We start from the raw sequence: 25,620 nt of genomic DNA on the forward strand, positions 1-25,620 counted from the left end.
GAAGTCTAATTACATTTGGCTTAATTATGATGATTTTTTAAAATAACAGTATTCATAAAGCTAATAATACTATAAATATGGAATGAATTTTGCGCCTATTACTCTGTATGTCAAATCAATTGAGTGAGGAGAAAGATATGGCAACGCAAAAAACTGTTTATTTCCATATTATTTTCTCCGAAATTCTTTTAATATGATTGTTTGTTTTAGATAAAATAAATTCTTTATGATTTCGAATTCATTGCTTTGTCGGACAATAGGATTATTTTTAACATATAAATACTCTGATTTGCAATTCTACAGTGCTATATTTTTATTAGATAATTCTCAAGATTATCGTGTTAAAGAATTCTGGCCTGAATCTCAAAATTGGAACCTGTCATTAGCTCTTTCTTCCGTTTCTGGTAGAATCTCTTTAATACTTTTTATCCATCGGGAATCCTTCCGTAGGCCCATTGTAAATAATATGTAAATGGGGTTTAGAAAGTGAAATATATCATTTTTGTTACGTTACACCTTAAAGAGTTTGTGATAGATTCAGCCCGTTTTTATCTATTAGTGTTGAACAATAGGTTTTTTTTCTGCTATAGAGAGTAAAGATATGAATGGATTTTTATATTTAGCAATGGCAATTGTGGCTGAAGTCGTAGCAACGGCTTCATTAAAAGCTTCCGATGGATTCAGTAAATTATTTCCGTCTATACTGGTCATCGTTGGGTACGGTATCGCTTTCTGGGGATTATCTCAGGTAGTTAAAGTTGTTCCATTAGGAATTGCTTATGCGATATGGTCCGGCCTTGGTATTGTGTTGGTTTCCATTGCGGCGATATTTTTATATCAGCAGAAGTTGGATTGGGCGGCTATTTTAGGTATGGGGCTCATCATTGCTGGTGTGATGGTAATAAATTTGCTTTCTAACAGCGGTGCACATTAATTAACGATGTTACTTGATTTTTCCTGAATCGTTTTTTGGAGAAGAGATATGCTAAATTTCGGCGATAAGAAAGGATTCAAAGCAGCCTTATTAGGGGGAGTATTCTTTAATTTTTCTTTATTGTTTGGCTGTAGTAGTCAGGCAGGGAAAGCATTTATCCAAGATCAGGTAATACAATATTCTCAGCCAGAAATGAGCCTTGGAAATGATGCCAAAACGACGTGTATTTATGCAGGTGGTACGCCTGCATTAGCAATACAATTGAATGGTACGCAAGTACCTGTTTGTCAATTAGCGAATGGTAAACGTTGTGATGAAAGGGCATTGTTGCAGGGTTTTTGTGCTTAAATTTAATGTAGCAATCAAGCAACTAAAATGTTTGTTATCAGCAGGAACATGCCGTTGGTAGCTCTGGTGATGGAGTTACTTTTGGCATGATTCTGCGGGTATATTTGATTCATCAGACAAACATTTTCAGTAGTCTGAGTTGGAAATTATTTACGGCCAAAAAATTGGCTGATTAACACTAATACCGCAACCACCAGATAGGCGGCAAAAATACCGACTAGCCATTGTGGCATCTCTAATGACAGGAATTGCCATTGCTTTACTGAACAGTCACCATAGGCTTCAAATACAGAAGGAGCCCATTGATTTAATGCCAGCCATGAAGGAAAGTTTACGAAGAAATCACAGATATTAAATGGAGAAGGATACAATTGAATTATGGTATGTTCCCATGCCAGTTTCAGACCACTCCAGGCACTGTAGATCCACAAAATGATAGCCAGCCAGCGTAATGGCGTTTTTGGTGCTATTGCGCCCAGTAATCCAGCACCTAATACACCAAACAGAGCAACTCGCTCATAAATACACATCACACAGGGCTGTAGTTTCATCACATGTTGAAAATATAGTGCTGAGCCTTCCAGTATTAGGGCAGTAAGTGTCATTAACAACCATGCGTTTCGTCCCTGAGAACAGCGGGTTAAAAATCGTATCATTTCCTTTTTTCCATGTAGATAAGGTAAGCAATTGAATGCCTATTCTGCCGACTTACCTGAAACAAAAAAAGTCAATTAAGGTAAATTTGGTTTTTTCAGGTAAAGAAATGAAGCCGTATTGAGCTATCCCGTGCTCGATACGGCATGAGTTGCTTATTCGTTATGGTAAAACGATTAATCCCCACTGAACCATCATGTCAGTGACCGGAATTAACAGAAATTCCACGCACAGCAAACCAACCAGTGTCATCACAATGGTATAGGGTAATGCCATCATGACCATACGACCATAAGAAAGGCGAATTAATGGGGATAATGCTGAGGTCAATAGGAACAAAAATGCGGCTTGCCCGTTAGGGGTTGCAACAGAAGGCAGATTAGTGCCGGTATTAATAGCAACTGCCAGATATTCATATTGTTTATGTGAGATCAGGCCATCTCGCATAGCAGCCATCGCTTCATTAATATAAACCGTGCCAACAAATACATTATCTGATACTGCGGAGAGCAAGCCGTTAAATAGGTAAAACAGAGAAAGCTGTGAAGCTTCTGAAGCTTGTAAAACGAACTGAATAAATGGAGTAAACAGTTGTTGATCAACTATCACTGCAACAATACAGAAGAATACCGTTAGTAATGCAGTGAATGGTAATGCTTCTTCAAACGCTTTACCCAAAGCATGCTCTTCCGTAATGCCACAGAATGAAGTAGTGAGAATAATAACAGAAAGGCCGATCAGACCAACTTCTGCCAGATGAAATGCCAAAGCAATAACTAACCATATACCGATTAATGCTTGAGCAATAAGCTGTGTTTTTTCCTGTCGGGTTCGTTTTGCACTGGTTTTTTTATCATAATCTTCCAGTACCTGTCGGACGCGTTCCGGTAATTCTGCACCATAACCGAATAGCTTAAAGCGTTCGACCAGGAAACACACTAATAGTCCGCAGATAAAAACAGGTAGAGTGACTGGAGCCATGCGAATAAAGAACGTGACAAAATCCCAGTCAACGTGTTTGGCGATAATCAGATTTTGTGGCTCTCCTACCATCGTCATCACACCACCGAGTGCAGTACCTAGACCTGCGTGCATCATCAGGCTGCGCAGAAAGGCACGAAACTGTTCGAGAGTCTGTTTCTTTTCTGCGGTATTAATGTGACTATTATCATTAATTACGTCATGTTGATTAGATATAAAATTGTTATAGATAGAATAGAAGCCAAGGGAAACACTGATAACTACCGCGATAACTGTCAAAGCATCAAGGAATGCAGAGAGGAATGCGCTGGCCAGGCAGAACGCTAAAGCAAGCATTCGCTTAGATTTTATGGAAAGAAGTAGTTTAGTGAAAGCGAACAATAATAACTGCTTCATGAAGTAAATCCCTGCAACCATAAATATCAGTAATAGGATCACTTCCAGATTATTAGCAATTTCATGACCGATTTGTTGGGGCGATGTCATGCCGATGATAACGGCTTCAATGGCCAACAAGCCACCCGGTTGTAATGGATAACATTTAAGTGCCATTGCCAAAGTAAAGATAAATTCGGCAACAAGTAACCATCCTGCAACAAATGGATTGATGAAAAAAAATACAATTGGGTTGATGATAAGAAAGCTGAAGATAGCTAGCTTATACCAATCTGGCGAGTTGCCGAGAAAGTTTTTTGTCACTGCTTGTCTGATACTGGTTTTCATTGTGATTAAAATTCATCCAAGTATGTAAGGTTGTATTCATTAAACAATAGTACGCTTTAATACAAAATATTTTAAGAGAGATTAGGGGTAATTAAGTTGTTAACATGTCTTTTTTATGGTCATTTTTCTGGTTTCTAGACTAGATCGCTATATTGGGGTTGCGGATTCTGATATAATTTCATCTATTATTAGTTGAAATAATCGCGTTGGAATAACAAAAATATGGTCATTAAGGCTCAAAGTCCTGCAGGTTTTGCGGAAGAATATATCATTGAGAGTATATGGAACGGACGTTTTCCTCCTGGCTCCATTCTACCAGCAGAGCGTGAATTATCTGAGTTGATTGGTGTAACAAGGACTACCCTACGTGAGGTATTGCAACGTTTGGCACGTGATGGCTGGTTAACTATTCAACATGGCAAGCCAACAAAAGTGAATAACTTTTGGGAAACATCGGGCCTTAATATTTTAGAAACTCTGGCCCGTCTTGATCACGATCGTGTTCCTGAGTTGATTGATAACCTATTGGCAGTAAGAACGAATATTGCAGCAATATTTATCCGTACTGCTTTCAGGCACAATCCTGCTCAGTCATTGGAAGTGTTAGCAGAAAAAGAGAATGTAGAAGATAGCTCAGAGTCATTCAGTACTTTGGATTATGACATTTTCCGCGGGCTGGCTTTTGCTTCAGGAAATCCAATTTATGGGCTGATTATCAATGGGTTGAAAGGGCTTTACACGCGTGTAGGGCGCTATTATTTTTCTAATCCTGAAGCACGCAAATTAGCGATGAACTTTTATCAGCAATTGGTGATGTTATGCCGTGATAAATCTTACGATAAGGTCATGGAGTGTGTGCGTAACTATGGTAAAGAGAGCGGTGTAATTTGGCATAGTATGCAAAGTACGATGCCAAGTGATTTATCTGACGTTTATCGTTGATATCACATTAGTATTTTTGCTTAACTTCACGTCTGATCTTGATCTATTAATTTCAAATCAAAATTATTTTGAATTGGCCCGAGGTAGAGTACTCTGTCTCGGGAATTTTATTTTTTCGTTCTTCTTAGTTCCAGGTTAATTATCAGAATGCTTGTTTTAGCATATTATTCCTAATTTTTGGTTTTTGTCTGAGTTTTTATTTCGATTAATTGATAGTTATTGGTATCTTGTGGGTGTTTGATTGATTCACTCTATTTTAGACAAAAAGCTAAGAATAACTACTGGTATGAAATAATTAGTATGCAATCCACAACACGATTTTTATTTTAATTATATGATTTTAATGTCATTTTTTATAAGTTGTCTGGACGTAAATAACAAATGAAATTGTTGCGTAATTGTAACTTCATTGTGACCTAAATCATAAATATAGATTATTGACGTTACCGATGATTGTTCTATATTGGTTTTTTATAAACAGCATATTATGCTTGCCTAAATTTTTTATCATCAGGGGACCATGATGAAAATCCTTGTCTTAGGTAGTGGTGTTATAGGTGTAACCAGTGCCTGGTATTTAGCGCAGCAAGGTCATGAAGTAACTGTTATTGATCGCCAGGGAAGTGCTGCAGAGGAAACCAGTGCTGCTAATGCCGGGCAGATTTCTCCTGGATATGCGACCCCATGGGGGGCACCGGGTATTCCGCTGAAAGCGATTAAATGGATGTTTCAACGCCATGCTCCATTAGCTATTCGACCTGATGGTTCGTTGTTTCAGTTGCGCTGGATGTGGCAGATGTTACGTAATTGCGATGCAAGTCACTATGCGATAAATAAAAGCCGGATGGTACGACTAGCAGAGTATAGTCGTGACTGTATCAAACAGCTGAGAGTAGATACTGGTATTCAGTACGAAGGTCGTCAGGGAGGGACTCTTCAGTTATTTCGTACCAATAAGCAGTTTGATAATGCGGTGAATGATATAACTGTTCTTGAACAGGAAGGTGTTCCTTACAATTTATTAACTGCGGATAAACTGGCAACAGTAGAGCCGGCATTGGCGCATGTTGCTCACAAACTGACAGGCGGCTTGCAATTACCTAATGATGAAACAGGAGATTGCCAGCTTTTTACCAAAGAGCTGGCAAAAATGGCAAAAACGGCTGGTGTAACGTTTTTATTTAATAAACAAGTCAAACGGTTGTTGGTAGAAGGGCACTGTATTATTGGTGTACAGTGCGAAGATGGTGTCATGACAGCAGATCGCTATGTTGTGGCGATGGGGTCATATTCCACTGAACTGTTGAAAGATCTTGTCAAAATTCCGGTATACCCACTGAAAGGTTATTCATTAACTATGCCTATTGTGGATGCGGAACGGGCTCCGATATCTACTGTATTGGATGAAACATATAAAATTGCTATGACCCGGTTTGATAACCGTATTCGTGTTGGCGGAATGGCGGAGGTTGTGGGCTTCAATTTAAATATTCTTAAAGCCCGTTGTGAAACACTGAAAATGGTGGTGCAGGATCTCTATCCGGGAGGAGGGGATATTGCTCAAGCTGATTTCTGGACAGGTTTACGTCCAATGACACCAGATGGAACCCCAATTGTTGGACCAACGGAATATAACAATCTCTATTTAAATACAGGGCATGGTACGTTAGGATGGACGATGGCATGTGGTTCCAGCCAGTTACTGGCTGATCTTATTTCAGGCAGGAGACCCGCCATTGCATCTGATGATCTGTCAGTATTTCGTTATATTAATGGTTGCAATACAAAACCTGGGTTATTCAGCCACCAATTACACACTGAACTGAGGGGCTAATATGCCACGTCCGATTTCGGCAACTATACATCTTGATGCATTGGAGAATAACCTGGCTGTTATTCGTAATAAGGTTGGTAATAGTAAGATTTGGGCTGTAGTTAAAGCAAATGCTTATGGTCATGGTTTACGTTGTATATGGCCGCATCTTGATCAAGCAGATGGATTTGCCTTACTTGATTTTAATGAGGCTATTTTATTGCGGAAGCAGGGTTGGCAGAGGCCAATATTACTGTTGGAAGGTTTTTTCCAACCGGAAGATTTGCGAATAATTGATGAATATCAATTGACGACAGTAGTACATAGTCATTGGCAGCTTAAAGCAATAGAAGCGGCTAATTTTAGTAACCCAATCAATATTTATCTTAAACTTAATAGTGGTATGAATCGGTTGGGATTTCCTGCCGATCGATATAGAGATGTTTTATCGTTGGCAAGGAATATTCGACAAATTGGGCAAATAACGTTGATGTCACATTTTGCGAATGCAGATAAAAAGATTGGCGTTACTGAACAACTTAACGTTATCGATTCGGTTAGTCAGAGCTTGAATATTTCTCAATGTTTGGCTAATTCGGGTGCTTGTCTATGGTATCCGCAAACTCATAGAGATTGGGTACGTACCGGTATTGCCCTTTATGGTGCTTCACCCAGTGGAAAGTGGGAAGATATTGCAGATGTTGGATTGAAAGCAGTAATGAGTTTGAAAAGTGAGATTATTGCGGTTCAGAATCTCAAGGCAGGGGACAAAATTGGTTATGGCAGTAAATATACAGCATTATGCCCTATGAGAGTCGGTACAGTTGCTTGCGGTTATGCTGATGGTTATCCTCGTAGTGCAATGACCGGAACGCCGGTTATTGTAAATGGCGTCAGAACTCAAATGTTAGGTGCGATATCAATGGACATGATGACAGTGGATTTAACGCCTTGCCCGCAAGCACAAATTGGCAGCCCTGTCGAATTATGGGGGCAAAATCTGCCAGTGGATGATGTGGCTGGCGTTCCTGGAACTATTGGATATGAATTGCTGTGTGCATTAGCAGATCGGGTTCCGGTATCCGTATGTCGTTAGATATTGGATGGGGCAGTTTGCCCGGAAAGATGGAATGGTAAATAACGGTTTATTGCTGATATTATTGAAAGAAAAGTGTTATTGTTTTTACTAAATTAATATATTGTTGTTTCATATATACCGAATGAACTTCAAGATGCTTGAGCCGTCAGACATAAAAACATTTAAATTCAACAGCATAATCGTTTTTCAAACATGCACTTTGAGGTATCTTGAGTATATATAATTTGTATATTTTTGCTAATAAGAGTAATTAGCGTTTAGGCATATGATGCGCTTTGAGCAAAATTAGAACTTTATTACTTGGAAATGAGGAGAATGACTTTTACACTTGAAACCGGATAACTGCATACATATATTGTTTATAGGAAATCGTTAACAATGGCCAATAAAGTTAAAATTCTAGCCGCAGTAGCAGCTTTTTGTCTTTCTTCATCTGTAGCCTATGCAGGGCAGTGGTCAATTGGCGCATCTGTTCTGGCTGAGGCATCACCTTATAAGGGGGTGAAGAATAAAGATAAAGTATTGCCTGTTCCAATGGTAAATTATGAAAGTGAAGATTTCTACTTTCATACTTTAGCCGCTGGGTATTATTTGTGGAATCAACCGAAAGATCAATTGTCTTTAGACGTTTATTATTATCCTCAAAATTTCCGTCCAAAAGATAACAAAGATGAACAGATGAAAAAACTGGATCGTCGCCGTGATACCATTATGGGTGGTTTCAGTTATCGTCATATTGAAGACTGGGGGACGTTACGTAGTTCTTTTGCTGCGGATACTTTGGGTAAAAGTAAAGGTGTGACGGTTGACCTTGCTTATCTGTATAGTTTTGAAAATGATGATTGGTCATTACAGCCGGGATTAGGTGTGGTCTGGAGTAGTAAGAAACAAAACCGCTACGAATATGGAATTAAAGGTAGTGAATCACGTCGTAGTGGACTAGAAAAATATACGCCAGGTGATAGCTGGACTCCTTATTTGGAATTATCTGCCAGTTATAAATTTAATCAGAAATGGTCTGCATTTGTGATGGGGCGTATCGAACGTTTACCCGATGAAATTAAAGACAGCCCGATGGTTAATAAATCATATTCAAGTATCGCCTGGGCTGGTATTACGTATAGTTTCTAATTGCTATCGGCGATAATACCAGAGAAAAACTGGGTCCAGCACTGTTGATTTATGGGTTCAGTTTTTCTGTTGGAAAGTAATTTAAGATATTTACCAGTTGTCTTTTCGGCAACGGATTGTAACCGAAATGTGAGCTGGGCTATCATCTTGGGTCATTAATGGTTTATTTATACGTGCTGTTTCTACGCAAACCATATTTTTGTAACCTTTATCGCATATATCTTGCATATTATCCGATAGAGCGGCCCCAGGGTTCCAGCATACAACATCACTGTGATGATAATGGTAAATTTCAATCGTTCGTTTTAGTGATTTATCTCTTATCAGACTAAAATCTTCTGGTTCTGTATAAACGCGGTCAATACGATCATTGAAAATAAGATATTCTTCTGTTGTGTATTGCTTTTTGCCAGTAATCACATCAATAAAGCGTTTACCCAAGCCGCTGACAGAAATTTGATTAACATCGCCGACATTCAGATACGTATGTAGGGCACCTGTTGCTTGATAATTACCATAAGTTTCCAATTCTACTTCACAGGTTTCACACAGTTTGAAGCGTGCAATTAGGGTGAAATCATGAGGCCACAATTTATGAGTATATTCACTGTCTCTCAGGGTGAAAGTTAATGTTACTCCATTTTCATGTTCATTATGTGCACTAAACTCCCAGAGTAAAACTCTGGCAAAACCGTGACTTGGTGTTCCAGCTGAGCCAAACCAAGGCCAGCAAATAGGAATCCCGCCGCGGATAGCTGTGCCTGCTTTAAATACTGCTTTCTTGCTTAGCCATAATCCCGGCTCCTGACCTCTGGGTTGCCAGGCGACGAGATGTGCCCCTTGCAGGCTGATTGCACCACGAACTTTTGGATGAGATATGACAATCAATGGAAGTTCATCCATATTTCGTTGACTGATAGAAGGGGATATCTGTTTTGCAACAGGTAATGCAAAAATTTTATCGTTCATCCATATAACCTTGTGAAACCAAAGCAGGGGATTGCATTACCTAAGAATAACGCATGTTGTATACAGATTAAAACAAAAGAGCTGCCGGGAAAGGCAGCTCTTTTAGACCAGGCGATGACTCAGTTACTTAGAGATGTGAGTGATCAGATCCAGAACTTTATTAGAGTAACCTGTTTCGTTGTCATACCAGGAAACCAATTTCACAAAGTTACCGCTCAGGGCGATACCTGCTTTTGCATCAAATACGGAAGTCAGTTGTTCGCCATTGAAATCGTTAGATACTACATCGTCTTCGGTGTAGCCCAAAACGCCTTTCAGTTCACCTTCGGCTGCATCTTTAATTGCATCACAAATTTGCTGATAAGTGGCTGATTTTTCCAGACGTACAGTCAGGTCAACAACAGATACGTTAGGGGTTGGAACACGGAAAGCCATGCCGGTCAGTTTACCGTTCAATTCAGGGATCACTTTACCGACTGCTTTAGCTGCGCCAGTAGAAGATGGGATGATATTTTGAGCAGCACCACGACCGCCGCGCCAATCTTTTGCAGAAGGGCCATCAACGGTTTTTTGAGTTGCAGTGGTTGCATGAACGGTGGTCATCAGACCTTCAACAATGCCAAATTTATCATTGATAACTTTAGCCAGTGGTGCCAGGCAGTTAGTGGTACAGGAAGCATTGGAAACGATATCCTGACCTGCATAAGATTTATGGTTAACACCCATAACAAACATAGGCGTGTCATCTTTGGACGGGCCGGTCAGAACAACTTTTTTTGCACCAGCGATAATGTGCTTACGTGCTGTTTCGTCAGTCAGGAAGATACCTGTTGCTTCGGCAACAACATCAACGCCCACATCATTCCATTTCAGGTTAGCCGGGTCCCTTTCTGCTGTAACACGGATAGTTTTACCGTTAACAATCAGGTGGCCCTCTTTGACTTCAACAGTACCGTTGAAGCGACCATGAGTTGAATCGTATTTCAGCATGTAAGCCATATATTCGGCATCTAGCAAGTCGTTGATTGCAACGATTTCGATGTCTGAACGTTCTTGTGCAGCACGGAAAACAATACGGCCGATACGACCAAAACCGTTGATACCTACTTTGATAGTCATAGTATTCCACCAGCTATTTTTTAGTGAATAAAAAGTTGTTACTAAAGTTACCAAAACCTTACCAGCCGTCAAGCGGAATCGTGTCAATAATCGAAAAACCTCAACTTTGAGTCCACCATTTAGACGTTTGCTCTTAGAGTACTGGCAATCGATCCGGCCATCATTATCGGGGCATCGACAGATATTTAAAGTTAATCGGTTAGATATGAGAGTCTCATCACAAATAGTAGGATATACCTGTTATCTTTCAAGTTGCCTCTTTGTTGGCTGTTAGCCACTTAAAATAAATTCCGCTGATGTGATGTTAATTTTTTGTTATTATTAATTTTATTGAAAATGTTAGTCTTATTAAGGTGGTTGTTATGGCTAAGAATCCTGATGTTTCCCTTTATACAGAACTGACTGATATTCAGCGTCATGTTACCCAGAATGCTGGGACAGAGCCTCCATTCTCAGGGAAATTGCTACATAATAAAAAAAGTGGCGTGTATCATTGCTTGTGCTGCGAACAGCCGTTATTTGTGTCTGATACTAAATTTGATTCTGGCTGTGGCTGGCCAAGTTTTTATCAGCCTATCAATGATAAAGCAGTACTGTATATTGATGATAACTCTCATAATATGCATCGTATTGAAGTTCGTTGCAGTCATTGTAACGCACATCTGGGACATGTATTCCCTGATGGACCGAAACCGACAGGAGAGCGTTTTTGTATTAACTCTGCTGCATTAAGTTTCACTGATGAAAATACAGGTGAAAAAACAGTAGGTTAGTTATTTTTATCATTTTGTCGGTATCACTGTTAATTCACGAAATTAAATCGTTTCAGCTAATTCTGGAAAGTAATGAGGAAATACAATGGAACTGGATGATCTTTTATCTGTAATGACACCAGAAATATATCAAAACTTGGTTCGGGCAGTCGAACTGGGTAAATGGCAGGATGGTGTGCCTCTGACCGCAGAGCAGAAGGAATATAGCCTACAAATGGTTATGTTATGGCAGGCAAGACATAACCATGATCCGGATCATATGACAATTGGCACCGATGGTCGGTTGGTGATGAAGAGTAAACAAGAGCTAAAGGCGGTTTTTCAGTCTGAAATGGTTGCAACATTAAAACCATAACCTTTGAAAGACCAGGTCATGGCAAGGGCTGAGTTTGTTAAACTCAGCCTGACCCTGCTGACATCAGAAAAGGACGTTTTCCAATTGGTCAATCTTTATTAGCATAGCGCCTTGCTCTTTTATCTCTTGAAAAGCTGACTTACTGTCATCTGGATTGAGATTCACTCCCCGGCAGCCATCGGTAATTACCCAGGTTTCATAACCTAATGCCAGCGCATCCAGAGCAGTAAACTTCACACAATAGTCAGTGGCGATGCCAATAATAAACAGGCGTTCAATTTGCTGTGTTTGCAACCAGTCATCAAGCTGGGTTTTACTTTGATGGCCATTGTCAAAGAAAGCGCTGTAGCTATCGATCTGTGGATTTTCACCTTTATGGAAAATCTCGATAATTGCCTGTTTGTTTAGTTGTGGATGAAAGTCAGCACCATGTTGTCCTTGAACACAATGTTCTGGCCACCATATTTGAGGAATGCCATTCAATATACCAACATCACCGATCTTCTGACCAGAGTTCACTGCGAAGCTCATATGCTCAGCAGGGTGCCAGTCTTGGCTGGCAATAATGCTGATATTGTGTTTTAGGCAAATATCAATAGCCTGATTGGCAACATCAATGACTTGTTCACTCTCTTTTACGGCTAAAGCGCCGCCAGTACAGAAATCATTCTGTAGGTCTATAAGTAATAGCGCAGTCTTCATTTTTTTCCTGGATTATTTGTCGGCATAACTTAATTCACCACGTAAATTTTGTTGCATAAGATATCGAATTTCTTCGTGGCTATATGGTTGACTGAGTAAATAGTGCAATTTGGTTAAAGTTGCTTCGAAAGTCATATCATAGCCACTTATCACACCCGCTTCAGCCAGAGCATGGCCTGTGGCGTATCCCTCCATATTTACCCTACCAGAAATGCATTGCGTTAGATTGATAACCACAATCCCTCTTTTTGTTGCCTGTTTTAGCTCTTTCAGTAATTCAGGATGCTGTGGTGCATTTCCAACACCATATGATCTCAGGATCAGTGCCTTAACCGGCTGCATTAAAATGTTATTCACAACTTGACTGGAAAGACCGGGGTAAATGGTGACGACTCCGATTGGTTGAGGGGTAATCTGGTGAGTGATAAATTCACCGTGGCTAACCGGTGCCGGGCATGTATTGAAGGCTTTGATATTAATACCTGCTTCCATTAATGGAGAGCAGTTTGGTGAAGCAAAAGCATCGAAACCATCTGCATGTGCTTTAACTGTCCGGTTCCCACGGAACAGTTTATTATTGAAAAACAGGCTGACTTCATTGACTGGATAGTTAGCGGCAAGATAAAGCGCGTTCAGCAAGTTTGTCTGCCCGTCGGAACGCAGTGCTTCCAAAGGGATTTGTGACCCTGTAACAATAACGGGCTTACCGAGATTCTCAAACATAAAAGAGAGGGCTGATGCAGTAAATGCCATTGTATCTGTGCCATGCAGAATGACGAAACCATCATAATCATCGTAATTCTGCTGGATATCGTCAGCGATAAATTGCCAGTCTTCTGGCGTCATATCAGAAGAGTCAATTAGTGGCTGATGCTCACGGATAGTAAATATTGGCATTTCAGCGCGGTGGAATTCAGGCATCTTTGTTAATTGGTGCTGCAAATGCCCCGAAACGGGGATGTATCCTTGAGATGAATGTTGCATCCCAATTGTTCCGCCAGTATAGACGACATAAATAGATTTCTTCTGCATGGCTTATGCCTCGTAAAAAGATCAACTGGATTATAGGGATATTACCAAATAAAAAAAGCCTGACAGGGGATCTGTCAGGCTAAATACCGTCAGAACTATGCATGGTTATGGCTTTTTTAGCGGATGTCCTCGCAATTTAAACAAAATGCATAACGATTTTGTGGATCATTCAAATGGAGATAGAACTCTGCCTGTTGTTTTACTTGTTGAGCGACTTGAACCAGTGGAGCTGGCAGCCATGCCTGAATAGCTTCTGGCATTATGGCTTGAGCGGTTGTTGTTAATTGATTTATCAATAATTCACTAAACGACATCTCAGGTTGCATCCAGTCAAGTTCTGGCTTATCCAATTTTGCCAATTCAGTTGCTTTAGCAACAGCATCATCGAAATCACCTAATTGGTCGACCAATCCATTGGTTTTAGCGTCATTACCAATCCACACGTGCCCCTGAGCAATCTTATCAACTTCTTCCGGTGTCTTATTGCGAGCATCAGCAACCAAGCCAATAAAGTTCTTGTAGCCATTCTCAATATTGAGCTGCATGAGTTCTGAGAACTCTTTACTCAGCCCTTTGGTGAAGGATATATCAGCTAATGGCGTTGTGGAGACGCCATCAGTGTGGATACCAATATGATCCAAACTGTTTTCATAAGTTGTGATTACACCGAAGATGCCGATAGAACCCGTCAATGTACTTTGGTTTGCGATAATGTAATTGGCAGGTGTAGAGATCCAGTAACCGCCGGATGCAGCCATCCCTCCCATAGAAACGACAACGGGTTTATTTGCTGCACGTAGGGCGGCCAGTTCGGTACGGATAACATCAGAAGCGCTCACGCTGCCACCAGGGCTGTTGACTCGAAGAATAACTGCTTTGATATTATCGTCCAGACGAGCCTGACGAATTTGCGCTGCAGTTGTATCACCACCCACCATCCCCGACGCTTGTTGTCCATCAATGATCGCACCTTGTGCTACGATAACGGCAATATTGCCCTTAGATGATGATCTATTTTGGGGTGCATAATCATAAATACTGATGGCATTGAAATGCTGGTTTTTCTCATCCCAACCAAAGGTTTTAGTCATTTCACTTTCAATGATATTGCGTGGAGCAACATAGTCGACCAGCTTGCGTTTAAGTGCGTATTGGGCGTTATCACCACCGGCAGCACGCAGATCTGCAATCATCTCGTCAGCACCAGGAAATACCTGGCGAACAGAAAGCTTGCGGTTAGTGGCGATAGTATTGAGGTAGTTGTGCCAAAGGCCGTTAACCCAACGGCTATCAGCTTCGCGGGCTGCTGGGGACATATCATCGCGCATAACGGGTTCAACAGCTGATTTATACGTTCCGACTCGGAAAATATGTGTGGTTACTTTCAGTGAATCTAGCAAGGATTTGTAATAGAGATTATTGGTTGAGTAGCCGTAAAGACCAACAGTTCCTTGTGGTGACAGATAAATTTTATCGGCATAGGTGGCTAGATAGTATTGCGACTGATTGTAACTATCACTGATAGAGTAAACTGGTTTGCCAGAGGTTTTAAACTCATTAATCGCTTTACCGATATACTGCATAGATGGCTGGTCAGCACCAATGAAATCATCTAGTTTCAGTATCAGACCTGTGATTTTGTCATCAGTTTTTGCCCGGCGAATATTATCAACAATATCAAACAGGGAATTTTCCTGTAATTTATTGCTGGATGCGCCAAACAACTCGCGCCCCAACTGATTCAATGGGTTACGACTGGAAACTTGATCCACAACAACGCCAGTGAGATTGACATACAAGGCTCCCTGATAACTATCTACCGTTTTGTTTGGTTGTTGATAAATCAGAAATCCCCCAATAACAGCCAGGATAAGTGCAATAAAAATCAGGTTTGAAACGACTTCCCGAATAAAATTAAGGAGTCGCCAACTCCATTTAAATAATCTTGCGATCGACTTCCATAAAATACGCATATTATCTCCAAATGTGGGATCAAATGAGGCTATCCTAATGACCAGACATGTAAATGTCAGCTTCAAATAGTGGCATATTGCCTGGAAAGACAACTTTTGGGCTTTTATTCATTAACTAATAAATAGAAAATGTTAGCTTATAATAAAATATCTTAATCTAGGAGGAAAAATATGGACGCATTGGAACTATTGTTGAATCGCCGTTCAGCATCACGTTTAACAACACCTGCACCTCAAGGTGAAGCATTACAGAATATTCTGGCTGCGGGTATGAGAGCACCTGATCATGGTGCATTACGCCCATGGCATTTTATTGTCATGCAAAATGAAGGTATTGAGAGATTTAGCCAATTACTCCATCAGGCTGCTGTTAACAGCAATCAGGGAATTGAAGCGGAAGAAAAGGCAAAAAATGCGCCTTACCGTGCACCATTAATCATCTCTGTTATTGCAAAAGTGACTGAGAATTCAAAAATACCGGAATGGGAACAAGTGGTTGCGGCTAGTTGTGCTGTACATGCAATGCAAATGGCTGCAGTGGCCCAAGGGTTTGGTGGTATCTGGCGTTCCGGCGCATGGACTGATAATGATACAGTGCGAGCCGGTCTGGGGTGTAATGAGCATGACAAAATAGTGGGTTTTCTCTACCTTGGAACACCTGCCCTGAAAGCATCGGGCAAAGTTGCCATGCCGGACATGACCAATTTTGTCAGCTACTTCTAACCGGAGTCTGTTATGTCAGCAGAAATTCGCCTTACCCAATACAGTCATGGTGCTGGGTGTGGCTGTAAAATTTCACCGAAAGTTCTGGAAACTATTCTGCACAGTGAGCAGGAAAAATTTCTTGACCCTCATTTATTGGTTGGTAATGAAACGCGTGACGATGCTGCGGTTTATGATATTGGAAATGGTATCGGCATCATCAGCACGACAGATTTCTTTATGCCGATTGTTGATGATCCGTTTGATTTCGGGCGCATTGCTGCAACAAACGCTATCAGTGATATTTATGCAATGGGCGGTAAGCCCATTATGGCGATAGCTATTCTGGGATGGCCGATTGAGAAGTTGTTACCAGAAATTGCCCGCAAAGTAATTGAAGGTGGTCGGGCTGTTTGTAAAGATGCAGGGATTGTACTGGCCGGAGGACATTCTATTGATGCGCCTGAACCTATTTTCGGCTTGGCTGTAACTGGTATTGTTAATATTGATCGGGTGAAACAAAACAGTGCAGCGAAAGCAGGTAGTCAGCTATTTCTGACAAAACCGCTTGGCATTGGCGTATTAACCACGGCTGAGAAAAAAAGCCTATTGTTACCTGAGCATCAAGGTATAGCGACAGAAATAATGTGCCGATTGAATAAACCGGGGATTGATTTTGCTGAAGTTGCTGGTGTTACGGCAATGACCGATGTGACTGGGTTTGGTCTTTTAGGTCATTTGAGTGAAATTTGTCAAGGTTCGGATGTTCAGGCAACTCTCTATTTTTCAAAAATTCCTAAATTGCCGGAAGTGGAGTCCTATATTGAAAAAGGTTGTGTTCCGGGGGGAACAGGGCGTAATTTTGACAGCTACGGTCATCTTATTGGCGAAATGACAGAACTTCAGTGCAAGCTACTATGTGATCCCCAGACATCCGGTGGTCTGCTGCTGGCAGTTCTGCCAGCGGCGGTGAATGAAGTAAAATCTATTGCACAATGTCATGGCATTGAACTGACAGCAATTGGTGAATTGTCTGAACGACAGTCAGGCAGAGTGCTAATTGAGGTTAATGAATAATATCCATGCGGCTTTTTATTGCAGAAAAACCAAGTTTGGCCAGGGCGATTGCAGATGTTTTACCTAAACCGCATCGCCGTGGTGATGGCTTTATTGCTTGTGGAGATAACCAATTTGTTACCTGGTGCATTGGGCATTTACTGGAGCAGGCAGAACCTGATGCCTATGACAGTCGCTTTGCTCGTTGGTCATTGGTTGATCTTCCTATTGTTCCTGAAAAATGGCAGTTAAAACCGCGCCCTTCTGTGGCTAAGCAACTGAATATCATTCAGGAATTACTGAAAAAAGCAGATGAAGTGGTACATGCTGGTGACCCGGATCGTGAAGGGCAACTATTGGTGGATGAAGTGCTGGATTTTTTGAATCTGGACGGAGAGAAGCGGAAAAATGTTCGCCGCTGTCTGGTAAATGATCTAAATCCACAAGCCGTTACTAAAGCGGTTGACCGGTTGAGAGATAACCGGGATTTTATTCCGTTATGCGTTTCAGCTCTCGCCAGAGCCAGAGCTGATTGGCTGTATGGTATAAACATGACTCGAGCTTACACCTTACTTGGACGTAACGCAGGATATCAGGGCGTATTATCTGTTGGGCGGGTTCAGACACCTGTTTTGGGATTAGTTGTTCGCCGGGATGAAGAAATTGAGCATTTCGTACCGAAAGACTTCTTTGAGGTGAAGGCTCATATTGTTACGCCGAAAGATGAACGTTTTACTGCGATTTGGCAGCCAAGTGAATCTTGTATCGATTTTCAGGATGAAGAAGGTCGATTGATACATCGGCCTCTGGCTGAACATGTCGTTGCCAGAATAACTGGCCAACCAGCCTATGTGACGTCGTATCAGGATAAACGAGAATCTGAAGTTGCTCCTTTGCCGTTTTCATTATCCTCATTGCAGATTGAAGCAGCTAAACGCTTTGGTTTGAATGCGCAACAAGTATTAGATATTTGTCAGCGGTTATATGAAACGCATAAATTGATTACTTATCCCCGTTCTGATTGCCGTTATTTGCCTGAAGAGCATTTTACCGGGCGTCATGCAGTGCTTAATGCGATATCTGTTCACACAATAAATCTGTTACCTCAAGATCTACTGGAAATCGATAGAAAGAATCGCTGTTGGGATGATAAAAAGGTTGATGCTCATCATGCAATTATCCCTACTGCACGAAGTAGCCATATAAATCTGACAGACAATGAAGCTAATATTTATGGTTTGATCGCCAGACAATATTTGATGCAGTTTTTCCCAGATGCGGTATTCCGAAAATGTGTTATTGAGTTGGGAATCGCTGGTGGAAAATTTATAGCTAAAGCGCGTTTTCTTGCTGAGGCAGGTTGGAGAACATTGCTTGGTAATAAGGAACGTGATGAAGAAAACGACGGAACGCCATTACCCGTAGTTGCTAAAGGTGATGAGTTATTGTGTGAAAGAGGAGAGGTGGTAGATCGCCAGACGCAGCCGCCAAAGCCGTTTACTGATGCGACCCTTCTTTCTGCTATGACTGGCATCGCTCGTTTTGTGCAGGATAAAGAACTAAAAAAAGTTCTACGGGCAACAGATGGATTGGGGACTGAAGCAACGCGGGCTGGTATTATCGAATTATTGTTTAAACGGGAGTTTCTTTATAAAAAAGGCCGTCATATTCATGCAACGCCAGCGGGCAGGGCATTGATTCATGTATTGCCTGATATAGCTGCTTTACCGGATATGACTGCACATTGGGAATCCCGGTTGACGCAAATTAGTGAGAAACAGTTCCGCTATCAGGATTTCATGAAGCCGCTTGAGGAAACATTGCAGCAATTAATCTGGCAAGCTAAGCAGAGCCGCAATTTGCAAGCTTTCCGTGATTTACCTCCTGTTCCGGTTAAAGGTAAAAATGGGAAAAAATCAAAATCAGGGAAAAATACTAAAGCAATTGCGCCGTAGGGCGCAATTGTTGCGTTATTCTGAAAAAAGTCATTGATATTCAGTGCTAACTAGAACATCAAATTTCAAATTCTGCCCAGACAGGGGCATGATCTGAAGGTTTTTCCATCTCACGGATTTTGTAATCAATACCTGTAGCAATACAGCGCTCTACTAATGGCTTACTTGCGAGCAGCAAATCAATACGCAGCCCGCGGTTATCATCAAACCCTTTTGAACGATAATCAAACCAGGAAAATTGGTCGTTACATTCTGGATTTAGGCGCCGGAATGTATCAACCAAGCCCCAATTTTTCAGGCGATCCATCCAGTCTCGTTCTTCTGGCAGAAAAGAACATTTACCTGTTTTTAACCACCGCTTTTGGTTGTTATCACCAATCCCGATATCCAGATCTGTCGGACTGATATTCATATCACCCATGATAATTACTTGTGATTGGGGGGATAAATTCTGTTCCAGATAGCTTTGTAAGTCCTGATAAAACTTCTCTTTTGCGGGAAATTTCACTGGATGGTCACGGTTTTCCCCTTGTGGGAAGTAACCATTAATAACTGTTAATAACCCGTGAGGGGTTTCCAGGTCTGCCATGATAATGCGGCGTTGGGAATCTTCATCATCCCCTGGAAACCCACGGCGTACAGCGATAGGAGCCTGACGCGTTAGCAGCGCAACGCCGTAATGGGCTTTCTGACCGTAATAAAATACATGATAGCCAAGCTTGCTGACCTCTTCTAAAGGAAACATCTCATCATGAACTTTTGTTTCTTGTAAACCTATAACATCGGGTTGATGCAGCTCTACGATCGCAGCTAACTGATGGGGGCGGGCACGTAATCCGTTAATATTAAAAGAGATAAATTTCATCTTTTACAGCCATCCAGTAAAAAGACACAAGAACAATAGTAACAGATGGATTTTAAAAAGTAACTATTGACAATGCTCAGGACGAAATAGTAACGGAACCCTCAATATTATAACTCATTGTGAAAAATATAATAATTTATAGTGAGAAAACACCTCTGGTAGACCGTTTTTATCTCTAGTGTTACAAAAATTGATTACTGAAAAATGTAGAACCCTATCCTAATCTTTGATAGAAAATTGAGCTCGTTAGTAATGTTTATATTTTCTAATGGTTGATTGGTTAAGATTAATTTTTGAACCATGATAAACATGAATAATAGCGTTTATTGAGCCACCTATGTATTGAACATAAGCTTTTTTTATGTGGTATATGTTTGAGAAGTATTTGTTTTTTTGTACAAAATTTACGCCTTCACGTATCAAACTTGATTTAGCTGTCATTTGGTGAAGGCTATTTCAAAGAAATTATTTTAGCCACAGGTTATATAGGAACGGTGAATTATGTTTTTTTCTCGTAAATTAGAAGCATTCATGGCAGTGGTGGAAAATGGTTCTTTAAGTAAAGCGGCAAGAGTGATGAACCGTACAACTCCTCCAGTAGCTAAATCAATCAAAGACTTCGAGGCAACATTAGGGAAGCGCCTTTTCAAAAGGGAGAAATTTGGGATGAGTCTGACTAAAGATGGTTTAGAATTATATAACGATCTTAAAGATCTTTATTTACAAGAAAAAGAAATAACTAAAAAACATATCAGTGGTAGTATATGTAACATAGTTAATATTTATTACGATTGGGGGAAAAACAAACATCTAATTTATTTATATAAGGCAGCTGACAGAAATAGCTCTCAGGTAAATATATTCCGGTTTAGTTATGATAACATTGAAGAAATAGTGGATTATGACGGCAACACGCTCATTCTAAGCTCAGAAAAGATACTAAGCGACCGTTTCAGTCTTATTCGCAAAATAAAGGGACCTGAATTGGGGATTTGCTGCCGAAAAGAATTATTGGATATTGCTGGTGGTGATGTAATGCAATTGCTAAAAAATAATACTTGGTTATGCGATCCTGTACTTTATAAAAGCAGTTTCATTAAAAACCTGGAAGAAGAAGTTATTCAAAGTGGTGGAAAAGTGAATATGCGCCAAATGGATAATATGGGATGCTGCTTGAATTTTATTTATTCAAGAGATTATATTTTCATTACAGATTCTCATCCAGATGAATTAGAAGGAGGAGATGCTTTGAGTTTTGTTCCTATTGTAAAACCTGGTGCAACAAACCAATGTTATATTTATAAGTCTAAATCACATTCAAGTGTACTAAATCGTTTTATCGATTCAGTCAATGATATGAATTAAAATTTATTTTACGCGGAGTAGCTTATTGTAAGCTCCGCGTTGTTATTCCATGGGATAGTTATATAGAAAGTTTTCACTGTGGCTAAATAGGAAAGTTATACTTATTGTATTTTTATTTGAATATCCAAAAGAATGTTTGATTATGGTGAGGAAAGATGACTTATTTCTCGCCTTTCTGGCTAACGTATACCAAATTATGTTGTTGTTTTGCTCCGCTCAACCAAACCTTGTTCGGTGTGTAAAAGAACTTTGTAAGTACCATGCATTTTCTGAGGTTAACGATAGATTATTTTGTGCCGGTATTTTTCTGGCATCTGATTATTCAAGGCCGCTATTTATGGCCTTTTTTGTTGTATCTGGTTAAGCTGTCAGCCACAGTTCATTCTGTCATCATTCATAATATCTATCAGCCAGTATGGATTTTGGTTTACTGCTTTAGCCACGGTGTAGTGGTGCTCCAAAAAATGATACTAGCCCCCAGATAGTTTTCAACAAAATCGGAGAATTCCTCTTGGGTAAATGGTTTTTGGGTTTTCGGGTTGGTATAGGTCAGGGTGGGTTCCTGGACTGCCATTGCAACCAAATCCAGTTTACCTTTGTAACGATTGAAAAATGGGTAGGCGTTTTTCATCTGAGCAGGCTTATATGGCACGATATCTGGACTACCGAGACCAATCTTATTTTTCAACGCGAAATTAAACAGACGAGACATATACTGATGATCGTTATTCCACTCGCATGGCCAGAAATTAACATATTGCACCACATAGGATTTTTTGAATACTTGACGGGCAAATTTGATATTGTCAAGTTCGGCAGCAAAATAGTGGTTGCAGCTAAATCCAGTTTTGTCATGTTTTATGTCAATATCAATTGCGGTTTCTAGCAAGTTAATACCGGTAATACGACCATCAAACTCTTTTGCTAACGTAGAAAGCAAATTCTGGTAGCGTTTGCGCAACTCTGAATTCCACTGAATAGCGACCCAGCCATAACCTTGAGTTTTGTTTTCCCCGGGATTATCAAACTGTGAGACTAATCCGCTTTGATATTTTTTGTCTTTTTGAAGGTAAAATGGGATATAGCGGGCATTTTCCTCAAAAAAGCGATCTTGAATTTGGATAAACAGCTTTTTTGGATCTTGCTAAGTGACTTCAGATCTTTTTCGATCGCGGAGAAGTCATATTTTCCCGGCGCACTCTCCAGTTGCTTCCAGTTATAAATAATTTGCACACCATTAATATCCTGTCGCTCTAGCAGAGAACGTAACTGATTAAGGTTATCAGATGAAGTTGTATATACTTGTTATCTTTCAAGTTGCCTCTTTGTTGGCTGCGTTCACTTACCCCAGTCACATCGTTATCTATGCTCCTGGGGATGCGCTCCCTTGCCGCCGCGATGCATCTTGAAATCTATGGGGTATATAACAACCTAATTCAGGAGAATAGTGTAATTAACTTATTAATCTGTTTAACATTATAAAAGTACTCTATTCATTAATCGGTGATATCAGACTGGTAATTACTTCTTTCTAAATCATTTTCAGTACTTGTTTTTCTATCTGATTATAAGTCGATTTTTATTAGAATTTCATTAGGAATATTCCTAAAAAATGTCGTTTATTATGCATTTATTGGTGTTTTTGTTTAAGTAATTTTTAATTTTCTATGATGTCATTGAGGTTTATTTCTTTTACGTCAATGAAAATGATATTTCTGTTACTGGATGAATGAATAAGGATTTGGCAATGATAGGATAAATAAACTTACTACTTTGAATAACTTGTATTTTTATAAGTAGTTGAAAATAAATGATATTTTTAATTTCAAATGCTTTGTAAATAATGGAAATTCACCATCAAATTTGTGAGTTGTTAAAGCATTAAATAGATAAATAATTTTCAATTACTATGTCCATAATAAATGCAAGTTCTTTTTGATAAATCTTATTGTTGTTTTGTTTTTGTTGATAAATTGTATTTCTAATATTATTTTTCTCTGCCTAAGATTAAGCATATCGTGCTATATGGTAAAAAATATCTTGATTTTTATATTCACCCATTAGGAAGATGGGTTTATTCGGAGAAATTTTTCTATTAATGAAGAGAAAGGCGTAGAGAATGAGTGAGAACAGTGAAAATAAAATTTATATTCACCCGGAATATGATGAATGTGGTCGTCCGTACTACAACGTACCGAATGCCAGAACGGAAGAAAATCTGGTAGCAGTTTGTGTGAAATATGCGAGTAAGGTGATCCCGGTGATTTTCCTGCCGGGAGTAATGGGCAGCAATCTAAAATCGAGAGATCATGTTCCGGTCTGGTTGGTCAATTCTAAGCTTGGTGTTGCAAGCTGGATATTCAAGAATGCTTCTTACAGAAAAGAAACGTTAGATCCTCAAAACACTGATATTTACGATTCGGGGGCAATAAATAACTACATTGCTGAAGGGCGGAAATTCTCTGATCGCTATCAACGTGGTTGGGGATCGGTGGCATATATGAGCTATGGTCACTTTTTGCCCTGGCTCCAGCTCGTACTGGATGATGAGCGTCTGGCGTTTGAGTATCGTATGGAAGGCAAGGGAAAAGAGACCGTTCGTCAACAATTGATCGGTCAGAATTTGGGGGCTGAGTGGGGTGAAGAACCACTGACACCGGAAGAGGTTGCACATAGTTACCGTTTTATGTACCCAATTCATGTGATGGGTTATAACTGGCTGCAATCCAATGCGGTTTCCGCCAGGAAATTGGCAGAATATGTTGATGAAGTTTTAGCTTCCTATGGCAAACGCTGTGCAATAAAGAAGGTGATTTTAGTCACTCACTCAATGGGGGGATTAGTGGCGCGTCATTATTCAGAAAATTTGGGTGGGCGGGATAATATTTTAGGTATTGTACATGGCGTTATGCCTGATACCGGTTCACCAGTGACCTATAAACGGATGAAAACTGGAGAAGATGGTATAACTGGGTTAGTTATCGGCAGTAATGGCGCGGAGATGACCCCGGTGTTGGCACAATCTCCCGGTCCTTTACAGCTCCTGCCCGGAAAGGCATATGGTAAAGGTTGGTTACATATCGCTGATGGTAAAATTACACACAAGTTACCGGAATCCGACCCTTATCAGGAAATCTATCTGGAAAAAAATCGGTGGTGGGGATTATGTGAGACCCGGTTTTTAAACCCGGATGAAAAAGATAAATGGAAAGATGAGGAAAGTTGGGATAATTACTGGCAATTAATGAAAAAAACAGTCAGGCCATTTATTGAAGAGTTGAGTGGTAAATACCATCCTAATACTTATGCCTTTTATGGCGCCAGCGAGAAACATCTGTCATATGGGGTTATCTCCTGGAAAGAGGTTAGTAAAGATTATTACAATAAAACGCAAGATTATTCCGGCATGACATTTGATCGGCCAATATATGATCCTTATAACCTGGAAACTGGCACAACACGTATGGTTCAATTTTCTGTTGGGCCTTCTTTTCAGGATATTGCCGCGAAAACTTTTAAATTGGCACCGCCAAAGGAGAAAGGGGATGGCACTGTGCCGGAACAGGCTGGCCATATTCCAACCAGAGAATTACGTAGTCAGTTAGCAGTAGATGCCGACCATGAAGGGGCATATGACGAAGATAAAGCCCGGTTATTTACCCTACGCTCAATTGTGAAGATGGTTCAGGCGGTGAAGATTGAATAAGAAAAGTATCTTATTTGTTTTATTGTCGGTGTTGGCTATTTATGTTTTGTGGCGGTGGTATTTCCCTGACCCTTATCACCCCAATTTAACTGAGAAGGAAAAGAAAGTGACAACAGAAATGTTAGCTAATATGCAGACCCGTTGTGTGGGTCGTTATTTGATTGATATCCCTGCGGCATTTGGCAATATTATTCATGATGGGATATTTATTGGTAAGGCGGCAATACAAACTGAACGTTTGTATCCACCGGAGTTTAAATATCGGATAGAATCAAGGGAGCGGGAATTGAAGACGATGAAATATGTTAAACCAAAAGATATGCCTTTCTTAAAGAAAGTCTATCGCCTTCAGGATAATATGGAAGGTGTAATTTTCGACAGAAATGAAAGTCCTGGTACTCCCGGTTATGCCCGAGTATTAGA

At 40.2% G+C, this 25,620-nt stretch carries 23 protein-coding genes and 1 pseudogene; 15 read left to right on the plus strand and 9 right to left on the minus strand.

From position 1 onward, the window contains the following. Positions 1-601 precede the first annotated feature (601 nt). Together BO26_RS21045 and BO26_RS21050 are read left to right on the plus strand one after the other, a co-directional pair. The gene (locus tag BO26_RS21045; protein ID WP_036774875.1) at positions 602-934 is read left to right on the plus strand and encodes a DMT family transporter; all 333 of its coding nucleotides are present in this window, start codon (positions 602-604) and stop codon (positions 932-934) included. 48 nt (positions 935-982) lie between these two features. Then, positions 983-1,282 (plus strand): putative hemolysin, encoded by a 300-nt coding sequence (locus BO26_RS21050; protein ID WP_036774878.1) that lies wholly within the window; start codon positions 983-985, stop codon positions 1,280-1,282. 146 nt (positions 1,283-1,428) lie between these two features. Here BO26_RS21050 and dsbB read toward each other — a convergent pair whose 3' ends face one another. After that, positions 1,429-1,938 (minus strand): disulfide bond formation protein DsbB, encoded by a 510-nt coding sequence (gene dsbB, locus BO26_RS21055; protein WP_036774880.1) that lies wholly within the window; start codon positions 1,936-1,938, stop codon positions 1,429-1,431. A gap of 160 nt (positions 1,939-2,098) precedes the next feature. Further along, on the minus strand, positions 2,099-3,640 hold the full coding sequence (gene nhaB, locus BO26_RS21060; RefSeq protein WP_036774884.1) for a sodium/proton antiporter NhaB: 1,542 nt from the start codon (positions 3,638-3,640) through the stop codon (positions 2,099-2,101). Positions 3,641-3,862: 222 nt separating this feature from the next. Here nhaB and fadR point away from each other — a divergent pair, with 222 nt between their 5' ends. The 4 genes from fadR (at position 3,863) to BO26_RS21080 (ending at position 8,625) form a co-directional block, all read left to right on the plus strand. Beyond that, positions 3,863-4,582 (plus strand): fatty acid metabolism transcriptional regulator FadR, encoded by a 720-nt coding sequence (fadR, locus tag BO26_RS21065; RefSeq protein ID WP_036774886.1) that lies wholly within the window; start codon positions 3,863-3,865, stop codon positions 4,580-4,582. A gap of 523 nt (positions 4,583-5,105) precedes the next feature. Beyond that, positions 5,106-6,416, plus strand: a complete 1,311-nt coding sequence (locus tag BO26_RS21070) for a D-amino acid dehydrogenase (protein ID WP_036774888.1) — start codon at positions 5,106-5,108, stop codon at positions 6,414-6,416. A 1-nt stretch (position 6,417) separates the two neighbouring features. Continuing rightward, positions 6,418-7,491 carry a catabolic alanine racemase DadX gene (gene dadX, locus BO26_RS21075; RefSeq protein ID WP_036774891.1) on the plus strand — a complete coding sequence of 358 codons (1,074 nt, stop codon included), beginning with the start codon at positions 6,418-6,420 and terminating at the stop codon, positions 7,489-7,491. 381 nt (positions 7,492-7,872) lie between these two features. Continuing rightward, complete coding sequence (locus BO26_RS21080; protein WP_036774892.1) at positions 7,873-8,625, plus strand: MipA/OmpV family protein; 753 nt, start codon at positions 7,873-7,875, stop codon at positions 8,623-8,625. Between the two features lie 90 nt (positions 8,626-8,715). On the opposite strand, the gene BO26_RS21085 is transcribed toward BO26_RS21080, so the two are convergent. Further along, on the minus strand, positions 8,716-9,594 hold the full coding sequence (locus BO26_RS21085; protein ID WP_036774894.1) for a D-hexose-6-phosphate mutarotase: 879 nt from the start codon (positions 9,592-9,594) through the stop codon (positions 8,716-8,718). A gap of 123 nt (positions 9,595-9,717) precedes the next feature. Then, entirely contained in the window at positions 9,718-10,713 is a 996-nt protein-coding gene (gene gapA, locus BO26_RS21090; protein ID WP_036774896.1) for a glyceraldehyde-3-phosphate dehydrogenase, read from the minus strand. A gap of 362 nt (positions 10,714-11,075) precedes the next feature. Here gapA and msrB point away from each other — a divergent pair, with 362 nt between their 5' ends. Then, positions 11,076-11,486: a peptide-methionine (R)-S-oxide reductase MsrB gene (msrB, locus tag BO26_RS21095; protein ID WP_036774898.1), complete on the plus strand. Its 411-nt coding sequence runs from the start codon at positions 11,076-11,078 to the stop codon at positions 11,484-11,486. 85 nt (positions 11,487-11,571) lie between these two features. Beyond that, positions 11,572-11,841: a YeaC family protein gene (locus BO26_RS21100; protein WP_036774900.1), complete on the plus strand. Its 270-nt coding sequence runs from the start codon at positions 11,572-11,574 to the stop codon at positions 11,839-11,841. A 63-nt stretch (positions 11,842-11,904) separates the two neighbouring features. Here the strand turns inward: BO26_RS21100 and pncA are convergent, their stop codons facing one another. The 3 genes from pncA to sppA form a co-directional block, all read right to left on the minus strand. Next, the gene (pncA, locus tag BO26_RS21105) at positions 11,905-12,543 is read right to left on the minus strand and encodes a bifunctional nicotinamidase/pyrazinamidase (protein ID WP_036774902.1); all 639 of its coding nucleotides are present in this window, start codon (positions 12,541-12,543) and stop codon (positions 11,905-11,907) included. Between the two features lie 12 nt (positions 12,544-12,555). Beyond that, complete coding sequence (gene ansA, locus BO26_RS21110; RefSeq protein WP_036774903.1) at positions 12,556-13,575, minus strand: asparaginase; 1,020 nt, start codon at positions 13,573-13,575, stop codon at positions 12,556-12,558. A 116-nt stretch (positions 13,576-13,691) separates the two neighbouring features. Further along, a complete protein-coding gene (gene sppA, locus BO26_RS21115) occupies positions 13,692-15,548 on the minus strand; it encodes a signal peptide peptidase SppA (RefSeq protein ID WP_036774905.1) in 1,857 nt (618 codons plus the stop codon). A 171-nt stretch (positions 15,549-15,719) separates the two neighbouring features. Between sppA and BO26_RS21120 the strand changes: the two genes are divergently transcribed. Genes BO26_RS21120 through BO26_RS21130 form a run of 3 tightly spaced genes read left to right on the plus strand, consistent with a single transcriptional unit; the run spans position 15,720 to position 19,261 of the window. Beyond that, the gene (locus tag BO26_RS21120; protein ID WP_036774906.1) at positions 15,720-16,271 is read left to right on the plus strand and encodes an NAD(P)H nitroreductase; all 552 of its coding nucleotides are present in this window, start codon (positions 15,720-15,722) and stop codon (positions 16,269-16,271) included. Positions 16,272-16,283: 12 nt separating this feature from the next. Then, positions 16,284-17,327 carry a selenide, water dikinase SelD gene (gene selD / locus BO26_RS21125; RefSeq protein ID WP_036774907.1) on the plus strand — a complete coding sequence of 348 codons (1,044 nt, stop codon included), beginning with the start codon at positions 16,284-16,286 and terminating at the stop codon, positions 17,325-17,327. 5 nt (positions 17,328-17,332) lie between these two features. Then, positions 17,333-19,261 carry a DNA topoisomerase III gene (locus tag BO26_RS21130; protein ID WP_036774908.1) on the plus strand — a complete coding sequence of 643 codons (1,929 nt, stop codon included), beginning with the start codon at positions 17,333-17,335 and terminating at the stop codon, positions 19,259-19,261. A 58-nt stretch (positions 19,262-19,319) separates the two neighbouring features. Here the strand turns inward: BO26_RS21130 and xthA are convergent, their stop codons facing one another. Continuing rightward, complete coding sequence (gene xthA, locus BO26_RS21135; RefSeq protein ID WP_036774910.1) at positions 19,320-20,126, minus strand: exodeoxyribonuclease III; 807 nt, start codon at positions 20,124-20,126, stop codon at positions 19,320-19,322. A gap of 501 nt (positions 20,127-20,627) precedes the next feature. Between xthA and BO26_RS21140 the strand changes: the two genes are divergently transcribed. Further along, on the plus strand, positions 20,628-21,491 hold the full coding sequence (locus tag BO26_RS21140) for a helix-turn-helix domain-containing protein (RefSeq protein ID WP_036774911.1): 864 nt from the start codon (positions 20,628-20,630) through the stop codon (positions 21,489-21,491). 427 nt (positions 21,492-21,918) lie between these two features. Here the strand turns inward: BO26_RS21140 and BO26_RS24550 are convergent, their stop codons facing one another. Next, complete coding sequence (locus tag BO26_RS24550; RefSeq protein WP_338049167.1) at positions 21,919-22,452, minus strand: hypothetical protein; 534 nt, start codon at positions 22,450-22,452, stop codon at positions 21,919-21,921. 325 nt (positions 22,453-22,777) lie between these two features. On the opposite strand from BO26_RS24550, the gene BO26_RS24480 reads away from it, so the two are divergent. From BO26_RS24480 to BO26_RS21155, 3 genes and pseudogenes are all read left to right on the plus strand, one after another. Then, the gene (locus BO26_RS24480; protein ID WP_268870631.1) at positions 22,778-22,900 is read left to right on the plus strand and encodes a hypothetical protein; all 123 of its coding nucleotides are present in this window, start codon (positions 22,778-22,780) and stop codon (positions 22,898-22,900) included. Positions 22,901-23,610: 710 nt separating this feature from the next. Next, entirely contained in the window at positions 23,611-25,197 is a 1,587-nt protein-coding gene (locus tag BO26_RS21150; protein WP_036774913.1) for an esterase/lipase family protein, read from the plus strand. After that, positions 25,190-25,620 (plus strand): annotated as a pseudogene (locus BO26_RS21155) (T6SS immunity protein Tli4 family protein); the annotation flags it as partial. The gene BO26_RS21150 and the pseudogene BO26_RS21155, both read left to right, overlap by 8 nt.

Origin of the sequence: Photorhabdus australis DSM 17609, assembly GCF_000711895.1 — a bacterium.
GTDB lineage: Bacteria > Pseudomonadota > Gammaproteobacteria > Enterobacterales > Enterobacteriaceae > Photorhabdus > Photorhabdus australis.